The 13,279-nt window shown below is 31.6% G+C and carries 12 protein-coding genes; 8 read left to right on the top strand and 4 right to left on the bottom strand.

Annotated elements, in window-relative coordinates; translation table 11 throughout:
• The first annotated feature begins 8 nt into the window (after positions 1-8).
• From Q4Q47_RS21925 to Q4Q47_RS21960, 8 genes are all read left to right on the top strand, one after another.
• Entirely contained in the window at positions 9-212 is a 204-nt protein-coding gene (locus tag Q4Q47_RS21925) for a hypothetical protein (protein WP_303308867.1), read from the top strand.
• 301 nt (positions 213-513) lie between these two features.
• Positions 514-780 carry a hypothetical protein gene (locus Q4Q47_RS21930; protein WP_303308868.1) on the top strand — a complete coding sequence of 89 codons (267 nt, stop codon included), beginning with the start codon at positions 514-516 and terminating at the stop codon, positions 778-780.
• 185 nt (positions 781-965) lie between these two features.
• The gene (locus Q4Q47_RS21935) at positions 966-2,075 is read left to right on the top strand and encodes a BF3164 family lipoprotein (RefSeq protein ID WP_303308869.1); all 1,110 of its coding nucleotides are present in this window, start codon (positions 966-968) and stop codon (positions 2,073-2,075) included.
• Between the two features lie 71 nt (positions 2,076-2,146).
• Entirely contained in the window at positions 2,147-2,731 is a 585-nt protein-coding gene (locus tag Q4Q47_RS21940; protein WP_303308870.1) for a hypothetical protein, read from the top strand.
• Between the two features lie 259 nt (positions 2,732-2,990).
• The gene (locus Q4Q47_RS21945) at positions 2,991-3,212 is read left to right on the top strand and encodes a hypothetical protein (RefSeq protein ID WP_303308871.1); all 222 of its coding nucleotides are present in this window, start codon (positions 2,991-2,993) and stop codon (positions 3,210-3,212) included.
• A 6-nt stretch (positions 3,213-3,218) separates the two neighbouring features.
• On the top strand, positions 3,219-4,385 hold the full coding sequence (gene lepB / locus Q4Q47_RS21950) for a signal peptidase I (protein ID WP_303308872.1): 1,167 nt from the start codon (positions 3,219-3,221) through the stop codon (positions 4,383-4,385).
• Between the two features lie 56 nt (positions 4,386-4,441).
• On the top strand, positions 4,442-5,659 hold the full coding sequence (locus Q4Q47_RS21955; protein ID WP_303308873.1) for a 6-bladed beta-propeller: 1,218 nt from the start codon (positions 4,442-4,444) through the stop codon (positions 5,657-5,659).
• Between the two features lie 76 nt (positions 5,660-5,735).
• Positions 5,736-8,876 (top strand): efflux RND transporter permease subunit, encoded by a 3,141-nt coding sequence (locus Q4Q47_RS21960; protein WP_303308874.1) that lies wholly within the window; start codon positions 5,736-5,738, stop codon positions 8,874-8,876.
• A gap of 446 nt (positions 8,877-9,322) precedes the next feature.
• Here the strand turns inward: Q4Q47_RS21960 and Q4Q47_RS21965 are convergent, their stop codons facing one another.
• The 4 genes from Q4Q47_RS21965 to Q4Q47_RS21980 all read right to left on the bottom strand — a co-directional run bounded on the left by Q4Q47_RS21965 (position 9,323) and on the right by Q4Q47_RS21980 (position 13,234).
• Complete coding sequence (locus tag Q4Q47_RS21965) at positions 9,323-10,771, bottom strand: PKD domain-containing protein (RefSeq protein ID WP_303308875.1); 1,449 nt, start codon at positions 10,769-10,771, stop codon at positions 9,323-9,325.
• Between the two features lie 34 nt (positions 10,772-10,805).
• Positions 10,806-11,768: an NAD(P)-dependent alcohol dehydrogenase gene (locus tag Q4Q47_RS21970; protein ID WP_303308876.1), complete on the bottom strand. Its 963-nt coding sequence runs from the start codon at positions 11,766-11,768 to the stop codon at positions 10,806-10,808.
• A gap of 134 nt (positions 11,769-11,902) precedes the next feature.
• Positions 11,903-12,112, bottom strand: coding sequence for a hypothetical protein (locus Q4Q47_RS21975; RefSeq protein ID WP_303308877.1), 210 nt, complete (start codon positions 12,110-12,112; stop codon positions 11,903-11,905).
• Positions 12,113-12,307: 195 nt separating this feature from the next.
• Complete coding sequence (locus Q4Q47_RS21980) at positions 12,308-13,234, bottom strand: helix-turn-helix domain-containing protein (RefSeq protein WP_303308878.1); 927 nt, start codon at positions 13,232-13,234, stop codon at positions 12,308-12,310.
• Positions 13,235-13,279: the final 45 nt, after the last annotated feature.

The raw sequence follows: 13,279 nt of genomic DNA on the forward strand, positions 1-13,279 counted from the left end.
CCAATATTATGACCTACTCAGAAAGAAAAGAAAAAGAAAAACATTTGTTGTTTTTAATAGAAAGGGGTTGGCTGACTTCTTTAGAAAAAGTCGCTATAGAATATGGTTGCAGTTTAAGGACAGTTGAAAGAATGTTAAATGAGTTACGTAATGAGGGTACTAAAATTTGTTATTGTAGGTCAAAAAAACGATATTTTTTAAAAAAGGAATAAATACTTTCGTGAAATTTATTATACCGTCAAAATTTGTCGGTATGACGTATTAAATTTGTAGGAATATGAATCGAAATAAAAATACTAAAAAAACCTCTGGGTTAAAAATTAAAATGTACATAATATTAATTTAAAACGAGTGCCTATGTAAAACAAACAGACCCAGAGGATAAATTATCTATATGGCGAATATTAATTGTTCGCTGTTGTATTTAGCTAAAGTAGTACACCTCAACAGACTTTGCAAAATTAAATAATTAGGAAGGTTTAAGCCTGAATTAATAATTTTAAATTTAATAAAATGAAAAAAATAATAGGAGTTTTTGGAGTTGTGGCCATTGCTATAACGATGTTTTTTAGTACAAATATTTTAAATAAGGAGACCCCGAATTTATCTGCTTTGTTAGCTATGAATACTGCTAATGCTGAAGTAAATTGTTCTGAAATTGATGTACCAGATTGCGATAATGCGAATCCAGAAGATACGTGTTCTTCTAATGGAAATTTTCCTGGTTGCGATAATTCGACTTTCTGGGATACATGTACAGGATGGTTGTGTCATAAATAACAAGCATCTTATCTTTAATGAATTAATCATAAAGAAAGGCTTTAGTAATAGAGCCTTTCTTTATAAATTAAATATTTTTATTTAGATGATATATCAAAAACTAGGATTACTTCTATAAGATTGGCAAAAATACCTATTGTTCTTTGAGTATGTCAAAAATTATAATCTTTTAATAAAAACACAAAATGAGAAAAGTAAGGTCAATTAATTTTATTTATAATGCTATTTTTATAATAATTTTAATAGGGTGTAAAGGAAAAAGCGCTAGAGTTGTTATACATAACGATATTAAACACTTTACCAAATTTTTACAAGAAAATGATAGCATTGTTTTTAAAAATATGCATGAATTAAAGGGACTATTGCCCAAACAAATGCATATAATTGATTCTACATTGATTATATTTAACTTTACTCGTAATCGAAAAGGGTATACTTTTTATAATTACTCTCTTAATGACAATAAGCTTTCTAAAGGTTATTTAGCTTATGGCAGAGGGCCAAATGAAGTGATAGGTCCTTTTACTTCCAGAGTTAAAGATGGTAAGTTATGGATGCATGATATTACTCGTAAAAAAATAATGTCTATAGAGGTAGATAAAGCTCTAAACGATAGTATTCTTTCTTTTAACAATTTTTCAATACAGAATTATCATTATAAAATAGATATAGCAGATAGTCTTCATTATTTATCAGTAGGGGATAAATTTTCTCTGTCGAAAATTCAGTTGATAGACTTGGCTTCACAAAAAACAATAAAAGAATATGGTAAATTTACTTTACTTGATGAAGCTCCTATTGATGCGGTTAAAGACGGGTATCAATCATTTATTCTTTCAAAACCATCAGGGAATAAGGTCGTTTTACCTTATAGGTATGAAGATGTTGTAGAGATTTATGACTTAAAATCAGATACTAGCATTGCTATACAAGGTCCAGATCGAATTGTTTTAGACTTTAAACCAACAAAACTTAAAAGCGGAAACGTCTATATGGTAGAGAAAGATACAAGAAGAACCTATGGAGCCCCGGTAGTTACTGACAAGTATATCTACTTACCATATTCTGGTCACCGTAGAGGAAATAGATCTGAAGAAGAGCGGTTTAAATGGAATAATGAAAATGTTATACACGTATTTGATTGGGAAGGTAATCCAATAAAGAAACTAGTATTAGATCGATATATAACCTCGATAGCTGTTTCAAAAGATGATAAAACACTTTATTCATTCGATGCAGAAACAGGATATTTAATCAAGGCTAATCTTGATTTAAGAACTAACAAAAATAAATAAATATAACATGCTACTACTTTAGTTTATTAAATCATACGACAAAATATTAGCATAATAAAAAATCGAATTAAATGAAAAAAATGATTTATATATCGAGTTATATTCTATTGAGTCTTTGTCTAATATCATGTCAAAGTAAGCAAAAAAAAAAGAATATATCTAAACACGAATCTATAATAAACACTGCTTTAGGAACTCGACTGAAATTGCCTATCGATTTATCAACTTACGATTATTTAAATAATTACAAATCTGATAGTATAAGTACATTAAATTCAAAATTCAAAATATACTCAAGAATTGATGGATCCTGTGGTACGTGTATTGATTTTATAAATAAGTGGAGTGATTTAAGTTACAAGCTTAATGAATATGATACTTCAATAATTCTTATGTGTCATTCAGAGGATAATTTTGAGCTTATTAAGTATTTAGGCGAATCAGGTAAGATTAAAAAGTTTCAATACCCACTTTTTTTTGACAAAAAAAATGAATTTATAAAACTAAATTCTTTCATGAAAGAGCATAAACATTTTGAGACTGTATTAACAGATAAAGATAATTATATCCTCGCAGTTGGTAATCCTATCATATCTAAAGACATTGGAGATTTATACATAAAGGAAATTAATAAGTCATCCTCTGATAAAAAATAGTATTATATGTGTTTTATTAAAAATCTGTTACCTTATTCAGTGCTTCATCAAAATCCTTATGAATAAAATTTGATTGGTATTGAATAGTAGTTGTTATTGAAGAGTGTCGGTACAACCTTTGTAATGTTTGTATAGGGATTTTATCCTCTGAAATGTAGCCGCTTAAATCTCGCAACTAATTGTCCGATTTTTTGTTGCAAGTCTAGTTAGTGTTTACAATAAATATTTAAAAGAGTATGTTTTTTACAAAAATTATGAATTGTCAGAATTAAAAGATAATCCTTTAGGTGTTGGAATTAATAATGATTTAATAAATGGAGCTCCACTTTACTTTCCAAATTATGTTCAAGATAATCTTATGGTAAGTATAATAGATCCAGCTTCGTTGGCAAAAGAGCAACAAAACCTATTCAATAAAAAAGAAAACGATAATTTTATTTTATTCAAAGCTTTATTAAAGAGCCAAGTAAAAACCCATTAATGTGGTATGAACAATTTTAACAAAGCTGTAAAATTTCATTTCATTATAATTTTAGTCACCCTATTTTTAGGTCTCATTTGGCTAAGTTTTTTATATATTTTTCTTGTTGCTACTTATTATGGGTTTAAGGTTCTTTTGAAGCGTATTAAGAATTCGTTTATTTATAGAACGGCTTATGGGCTTTTTGTATTCCTCTTTATATTTTTTATAGCCATTAGTATTAAACTTTTTGCTTTTGATATTTATAAAATACCAAGTTCTTCAATGAATAACACCTTATATACCAATGATGTTATTATGGTAAACAAATTAAAATACGGTCCCAAATTACCACGTTCACCGTTTGATATTCCCTGGGTAAACATCGCTTTTTATTTTAATGATAAGGCAAGAGCCACTATGGGCACCCCTTGGTGGGATTATAAGCGGTTGTCTGGTACCACAACGATAAAAAAAGGAGACGTTATCGTTTTTACCATGTTTGATGTAGATATGGTCATTGTAAAGCGCTGTATTGGTAAAGCCGGAGATACCTTAACTATTAAAAAAGGTGATGTTTACGTAAACAATATGGCTTTTAATCCTTCCAAATTAATTCTTAATAACTACGAGTTTAAAGTCAATGATAGAAAAACATTTTATAGCAAACTAGATTCTATAGATTTAGATATTTCCTTTACCAGGACGAGAACTAATAATTTCAGGGCAACACTGTCGTTTCAAGATAAAAAACGACTGGAAGAATTAAACATGGTTGAAAGCCTAGTTAAAGTAACAGATTCTCTTACTGATACAAGTACAGCATATCCAGAATCTAAATATAACCAATGGAATTTTGACGATTACGGACCTTATATCATTCCCCAAAAGGGTATGAAGATTATATTAACACCAGAAAATTATGCCCTATACCATAAGGTTATTAATGAACATGAAGGTGTTACGATAAAAAACACAGAAGGAACTTATAGTATAAAAGGTAAAGAAGTAATATCTTATACTTTTAAACAAGATTATTATTTTATGATGGGCGATCATAGAAAAGGTTCTTTAGATTCGAGGCTTTGGGGGGTAGTCCCGGAGGAACGTATTATAGGTAAGGTACAATGTGTTTTATTTTCTAATTATCAAGACGAATTTCAATGGAATCGGTTATTTAAATTTGTGAATTAAAGGAGAATACTGATTGGAATGATTTGCCTAATAATTGATTTTATAAATATACCAAAATGAGAAAAATAGGATGGTTTCTTTTTATCGGGATTCTTTTTTTAGCTTGTGAAAAAAGTGAACAACAACAAGGGGTTATACATATTGATATATCTCCAAATTCGTTTAAAGAGCCTATTCAGTTAAATTTAAGTAGTATCGCTACCAAAATAGAATATATTCCATTAGAAACTAATAATAATGTCTTGCTAGGAGCTATATACAATAGTGATGTTACCTTTTTTGAAAAAACTATCTTACTTAAAGATAAAGGAGAACTATTGGTATTTGATAGTAAAGGGAAGTTCTTAAATACTATTGGTGACATTGGAAATGGACCAGGAGAGCATTCAAAAAACTTTCAATTCAAAATATTACCTAAAAAAAAGCTTATAGCAATTTATGACCAATCTAAAAATAAAGTGTTTTTTCATGAATTTGATGGTCAATTTATTTCAGAAATAGCAATTGATTTTAACCCAAGTTCATTTATTGTTTTTAATGATCATTTGATTTTTTTTAATGCTCAATACAGAAGAAAGGATTCAGATTATAATATTATAAGTATTGTTACTAAAGAAGGAGATGTTAAAAAAAGATTACTTTCCAGATCTGATGAAAAAGCTTTAGAAAAAAAAATAAATATTTTTCTTCGTTTTGATATTGAAAGTCAAAATAGGCTAAATAATAAATTCTATTTTTTAGAAGATGCTGTTGGTGAAAGTGAAAAAACAATATGGGAGTTATCAGATGACTTTCATATTTCGCCTAAATATAATATTAGTGTGGGAAATAATATACGACCCATAAAAGATTATGCATCTATTAATAATACATTTTTTAAATATAATGACATACATGGTTATATAGAAACTCCTAAATATATATTTTTTAAAATGATATGGGGAGGTAAGAATCCTCCACATTCTTATATGATATACGATAAGGAAAAAAATAATACACTTTGGGTTCAGAATAGTATGGAAAAAAGATGGATACATAGCTTTGTAAATGACATTGATGGTGGTATTCCTTTTTGGCCATTTTGGAAAGTCTCGCACAATAAAGTTGCTTCGCCAGTTATGGTGTCACAATTAAAAAAATATTTAGAAGAACATAAAATAAATAAGGATCAGGTATTAAGTCCTAATGATAGGATGAGGTTAGAAAAAATTGTAGCAAATACAAAAGAAACAGATAATCCCATTTTAATGGTTGTTACATTAAAAACCGATTAACTCCGTTCTTTATGAGTAACATTAAACATATAAATATAAAAACAATCATATTTCTTATACTAATTTAGTATTAATTATGAAATATAAACTACCATCTTTTACAATACTAACTATCTTTATCTGCCTATCCATCATAGGTGCAAGTTTAATTCCCTTATTAAGTGTTCAGCTAACACCCACACGAACTAATAAGAAACTAAGAGTTAGTTTTAGCTGGTCTGATGCCTCAGCTAAAGTGATGGAGCAGGAAGTAACCTCTAAATTGGAAGGTGTGTTTAATACGGTAAAAGGTATTAAAGAAATAAGTTCCACCTCAAGAAAAGGTAGTGGGTCTATTAGCATGGACTTTAAAAAGCAGGTAGATATAGATGCCATTCGTTTTGAAATTGCCAATCTCATCCGTCAAAGCTATTCAGAGCTTCCTGAAGGTGTTGGCTACCCTTCATTATCAAAAAGCAGTACCAATGAAAATAGTTCTCCTATTATATCTTACAGTATAAATGCTAATGAAAGCCCTCATTATATAAAGAAGTTTGCCGAAAATCATATTCTTCCAAAATTAACAACTATAAACGGTGTTAATAAAGTAGATGTATATGGTGCCAAGCCCTATGAATGGGTGATAGAATATGATACTAAGCAGTTATTGCAGCTCCATATTTCAGTAGGAGATATTCAAAATGCTGTAAATACCTATTTACAAAAACAAGAACTGGGTAATGTATTGATGCCGACCAAAACCCATGAAGCCGATCAGGAGATTCCATTGGTGTTAACACATAAGCATGGAGAAGCGATTGACTGGAATCATATTCCAATAAAAAAAATACAAAACAGAATTATTTACCTAAAAGATCTGGCATCTGTAAAATACAAAGAGGGCAAGGTGAATGCTTATTATCGGGTTAACGGACTCAATACCGTTAATATGGCTGTTTATGCTGAGAAAGGTATTAACACTATTGATTTAGCAAAAGATATTAGAAGTATTGTAGATGAATTAGAAAGTGATATTCCTGTAGAATACATCTTAAAAATGACGCAAGATGATACTGAGTTCATAGTAGATGAATTACAAAAAATACAAAAACGAACCCTGTTCTCATTCCTTATACTTTTAGTGCTGATTATCATCATCAACAGAAGTTTTAAATACTTAACCGTTTTATTTTTAAGTATCATTACCAACCTGCTAATAGCTATTATTTTTTATTATGCCTTTAATGTACAACTACAATTATATTCTTTTGCAGGGATAACCATTTCATTTGGGATCATTATAGATAACAGTATCATAATGATAGATCACCTACGAAATAAAGGCAATAAAAAAGCATTTTTAGCCATATTAGCAGCTACCTTAACGACCATTGGGGCTTTGATGGTTATATTTCTGTTAGAAGAAAACCAGCGATTAAACTTATGGGATTTTGCGTTGGTCATAGCCATTAATATAGGTGTTTCTCTATTAGTCTCTTTATATTATGTACCTGCTCTATTAGAAAAAATGAATCTGGAAAAAAAACGTACCCGTTTTTCCAGAAAGCGAAAGCGTCGCATCTATAGATTTACAACTGGCTATAGTAATACCATAAATTGGATGCGTAAGCCCAAATTTAAATGGGCATTTGTATTATTGTTTATCCTCGGTTTTGGACTCCCCATACACTTACTTCCCAAAGAACTGGAAGGAGAAGACATGTGGAGCAAACTATACAATAACACCTTAGGTACCGAATGGTATAATACCGAATTGCGCCCCACTTTAGAAAAAGTTGTAGGAGGGACTTTACGATTATTTACCGAAGACGTTTTTGAAAACTCATATTACAATGAACCCGAGCGTACCACCCTTCGAGTAACAGGTAGAATGCCTGATGGTTGTACCATAGAGCAACTTAATGATGTGGTCTTAAAAATGGAAAATTTTATAGGTCGATTTGATGAAGTTGCCTTATATAAAACACAAATAAATAGCCCTAAAAGTTCTAGTATTACTATTTATTTTAAAGAAGACTTCGAATTTGGAGCCTTTCCTTATACCCTAAAGAGTATGCTGGAATCTAAATCTAATAATTTGGGAGGTTTAAATTGGACTGTGAGTGGTGTGGGGCGAGGTTTTTCAAATGCTTTAGGGTCAGGTTATAAAAGTAACCGTATTGAATTAGAAGGCTTTAATTATGATAATTTATATAGCTATGCCGAACTGCTTAAACTACAATTGGAAGCTAATTCTAATGGGCGTGTAAAAGAAGTGGAAATAACAAGCGGAGGTTGGCGAAGTAATACCCTAAACGAATACTATTTAGATTTTGATCAAGAACAATTAGCCATGGCTGATGTGTCCCAAAATCAACTATACGGCTATTTAAAAAATCAGGTATACTCAGGAAGAATAGGTGATATTGTTAAAGATCATGAATTGCAGGAAGTAAAACTGGTATCAGATACTTATCAGAAATTTAATGTATGGGATTTAAAACATACGCCCATCCCCATTAATAATAAACAGTATAAACTACACCAGCTAGCCTCTATTGAAAAAAGAAAAACAGGAAATACCATTGAAAAAAGGAATCAGCAATACCGCTTAACGGTTGCTTATGATTTTTTAGGCACACAGCCTTTGGCTAGAAAAGTAAAGGAGCGTAATATTGAAGAACTAAGAACCAGATTGCCTATTGGCTATCGGGTACTAGAACAATCTTACAGGAGATGGAACAAAAAAGATTCCAAACAATATTATTATCTGTTCGTGGTCATTTTTATCATCTTTTTTATTTGTAGCATTTTGCTGGAATCTTTAAAGCAACCCCTTGCTATTATCAGTATGATTCCGCTATCCTTTATAGGCGTCTTTTTAACCTTTTACCTGTTTGATTTTAATTTTGACCAGGGTGGTTACGCCTCGTTTATATTACTATGCGGTATTAGTGTCAATTCAGCTTTGTTTATTATAAATGATTATAATAATTTAAAAAAGGATTACCCAAAAAGAAATGCACAGCAGCTCTATTTTAAAGCCTTTAACTATAAAATTATCCCTGTTGTCTTAACCATAGTATCTACTATTGTTGGTTTGATTCCTTTTGTGTGGCATGGACAAAACGAAGCTTTTTGGTTTTCATTTGCTGTAGGGTCTATAGGTGGTTTATTGTTATCTTTAATAGGGATTTTCTTTTATTTGCCTTTGTTTATAACTAAAAAGCAGAATTGACCCATGAATTCCTATTTAAATTGAGCATAGTAAAACAGATCCAAAAAGTGTGTGTTTCAACATTCTGTATTTGGTTTCTTATTTGGAATCTTGATCTTAACAGGATCACCTCAGGTAAGCCCCATGGTCACAGAAACAAATTCAATATGTTACCCCACAGTTTGTAGAAACTGAGAGGTTTTTGCTTTCCGTTGAGCTCGTTATAATTTAATTTATAAAAGATTGATTACAAGATGTTTAATGTTTCTTATTATTCCGAAAGAACTATGACGAGGAATCTCATAATTATAAGATTTCTCGTCGTTCATTCTTCGCTCTGTCGAAATGGCAAACAGCTCAATAATAGTAAATAATATTGAATCACTTGGTTATTGTTTAGCTTCTTATGTCATGTCTATTGATTATTTAGCTTTCCTCTAATACGAACTTATCTATTATTGGTTATATTATAACTCCGGTGATTCGGGAAGTATTTGTTCAGTATCTACAAAATATGGTCCATCCCATGATGCCGGTAGTGCGCTAACATTTTGGCTTGTTATTATTTTGTACTCTCCAACACTAGAATTTCCCCGCTCTGTGAGTCTACGTCCTCCCAAAACGGTTTCAACATTAAAATCAGAACGGAATCTATTATTTTCTACAATAACATCTTGTACACCTTCGCTTCTAGAATTATTTTGTGGGTCTACTGTTATTGCCCACCCATTGTTTTGATTTGTTCCATCACCAAGAGTGTTGTCAGCTATAACAACCCATCGACTAGCACTGTCCATACTATTTTTTACCAATCGTTCATTTTCATTTTCTAATATACCTTCGCTATGTAATTTAAGATTGTGCTTGGCACGTGCAGCATTGTAAAACAAATTATGCCCAATAAAGGCATTAACCAGATATGCGGGTCGAATATTGTGCTGTGCAGGATTCGCTAACTCTGTTCCAAGCATATTAAAACCTCTAGATAAGACCCATGAGTTAAATCCTGTTATCGGTGCAGTATTGGTTGCTTCATACATAAAAATATTTGAAGGCCATATTAAATTATTGGCTTGTTCCTGAGTACCATTTTTAACCCAGTGTTTAACAGTCGACCCAATATAAAAACTGGTATTGGTACCTCTGATTATATAAATATCTTCTGATGAATTAGGAATTTTAATTCCACCTTGGGAATTTAAATCGGATATGGCTACTCTTGCAGACCAGTTTCTAGCTGGAGCTGTACCACGATCAACATTAACCTGTGCAACAATAGGATCTGAACCACTGCCATTTTTTCCTATTTGTAAGTCTTGAACTTGATAAATATCAATGTTACCGAATGATGTAAAATCTTGGTCAGGCATTAATAAATAGCGCTTTCCAGACTCCCAATCTGGCCAACTGGTTTGGTTTTTCAAAATAGTAGCGCCATCCGGGGAACTTGGAACATTAGCATTAGTGCTTATAACTACAGTATTAGTATTGTTGTATACCGTATTAGGGTTTGTAACAGTAATTACAATAGAAGTATCACTGAAATTTCCTTCACTATCCTGTGCTCTTACTTTGACTGTATATACTCCTGCGGTTTCAAATACATGTGCGGAGATTGGCCCTCCAATTTGTGAATTTTTAGATTTACCACTATGTGTCCAAGTTCCGCTAGTTGGATCATCAAAAATAAAGTGATATCCCAATTCTCTAAATGTATCTATATCGCTATTTACATGTGTCGTTTCAATGGCACTAAATTGTACCGCAAGTGGAGCCGGACCACTAATTCTACTTGCCTTTAATTCTACAGCAACTATTTGTGCTTCTTCTTTCTCGCCAGAAATTTCTTCTGAAGAATTGCAAGAAGAAATAACAATAAGAATGATTGTTAAAAATAGGGGCATAATTTTTCTCATAATTGTAGGTTTTATTTGTTTTTTTGTTTCTGGATTATAATTTTATTACAACATTTCCTTTTTTGTGTCCTTTATCTACATACCTATGAGCTTTAACAATAGCTTCAAAAGGGTATTGTTTATCTATAACGGCTTTAATGCACCCTGCTTCAGTTAACTCTTTTAATCTAACGAGATAATCAGGCTGAATTTTTAGAAGGCCATCATCTACAGATACATATTTTCCATGATGGCTAAGCGTCTTTTTTAATTGTGTCTTTAGTTTTGAGCTTTTGTTTTTTCCAACAGCATCAAGGATGAAATCATATTCCTCTAGCAAATTAGTAGCATCCTCTTTGGTATAATCTATTAGTTTATCTGCTCCAAGCGATTTCATTAAGTCAAAATTTGAAGCACTACATACTGCAGTAACCTCAACACCGAAGTATTTTGCTAGCTGTACTACAATCGTTCCGATTGATCCTGATGCTCCATAGATAAGCACTTTTTGTCCGTTTTGGAGGTTGGCATCTCTCATAAAATGTGTTGCTAAAACGCCACCATAAACAATAGCAACGGCTTCTTCATGGCTTACATTATTCGGTTTTAAAGCGATTTCTCCTCGTGCTATTTCTTTGGCAGATGTGTATTTGTATTCGGCATAGGTTCCCCGGCTTACTCCCGTAAACCCATATATAGCATCTCCTTTTTTATATTGTTTTATACTTTTACCAACTGATTCAATAACTCCTGAGAAAACCAAACCAATAATCGGGTTTCGTGGTTTCGAAAAACCAATAAATAAGCGCATCATAAACTTCATGAGCTGCTTTTTTGGAAAACTAGGGTTACCAGGAACTTTTAATTCTCGGATAAAACAATCACTTGCCGTGACAGCTGTTGCATGAATTTTAGCCAATACTTCATTGTCTTGGGGTACGGGTTTTTTTACTTCGCCAAGTTGTAGCACTTCAGGGGAACCGTAATTTGTGCAAAGAATTGCCTTCATTTTTGCCATATTAATAGTTTTTATTGCTAGAGATTTTCTATTACCGATACCCAGATTACCTTTTCCATATTATCATTATTATATTTTTTGCAATCTTTCTGCTATATTTTGGGTGTATATTTATAGTTCCCTGTTTTGCTCTCCTAATCCAACTCCTTGCATTCGAAGTTGTAATCTTTAAGTAAATTCACAACCCTGTCTTCCAAAATTTCACAGTTTGCGATTCGTAAAATATTATCGCAGTCTTCCAAATCAAAATTCCATTTTATATTTGAAGCTAGATGATCCAATTTTGGTTTAAGCTTCTTAATATCTTTTTCTGTCTTAACAGAAGTTTTGAATATATAAATCATTGTGATTAGTTATTAATGCATCTTAAAACACATTAAATACAAAGATTGCATCTAATCTAATGTGTAAACAAATGATATAACATCTAAAGGGAAACCAATTGATTTGGGGAACAAAACCATTAAATTTTTACCTTTGAAACTGAGACAAAGGTCATTAGAAAGATGATTATAATGTTAGGATGGAGTAATCTATTTTTAGGATAAATCAATCATTTTTCGATAAGCTATTGGTGTGACACCTTCATGTTTTTTAAATAACCTGCTGAAATAGGATTGGTCATCAATACCAAGCTCTGATGCAATTTCACTTATTGATTGGCTGGATTGAAAAAGCAAAACTTTTGATTCAGAAACTAATGTCTCTCCAATCCATACGGAAGGTGACTTTTGTGTAATTAATTTAACCGTTTTGTTTAAATGATTGGGACTTACATGGAGTAAAGAAGAATAATCTGAAACTTGGTGCTTTGTACGTATATTTTGATGGAGCAGCTCTTTAAATCGATTAGTCAGCGCAACTGCTGTTTTATTATTACTATTCGAAAGGGGCTTATAATCCATTTTTAAATCGCAAAGCGTAGCGATAAGATGGGCTTGTAGTATCAATGGGTTTTGTAGCCCGTTTTGTGCATATTCATTAAAAATTCGATTCAACGATTGAATAATGTATTTTGCAATGGTTTTATGAGGCCTAATTACCGGATTTCCCCAAACGGTTAAAAATTCAAAGGTATTAAGCAATTCTGTATTTGCGATTTGTTCGATAATGAAATCATCGATAAAACCAAAATTAAAGCCCGTACCCTGAGTGATGTCTTTATAATCATCAAGGCTTGCACTAAACACTTGTCTATGGGGTATTATAACACATTCGTTTTCTTGAATTTTAACAGAATGAGCGCCCACCTTCATTTTTAATTTACCACTGGTTACAAACAAAATACTGTGCATTCTAGAACGTGTAGGCGGTATAGGTGGCTTAACTATTTCATTTAAATCTTCCAATCGTGCAATAAAAAATCGCTCATAACCTTCCTTAAATACTTGGTTGCGTTTTGTGCCAGCATCCATATATTCTTCAAGAAGTTCATTTGGCTTGAATGTTTTGATTTTTGATTTCATATAATTAATGCTCTTATTTTGTTTTTGCTTGCCGTTAAAGACTTG

Source organism: Flavivirga spongiicola (assembly GCF_030540825.1).
In the GTDB taxonomy this organism is placed as follows: Bacteria; Bacteroidota; Bacteroidia; order Flavobacteriales; family Flavobacteriaceae; genus Flavivirga; species Flavivirga spongiicola.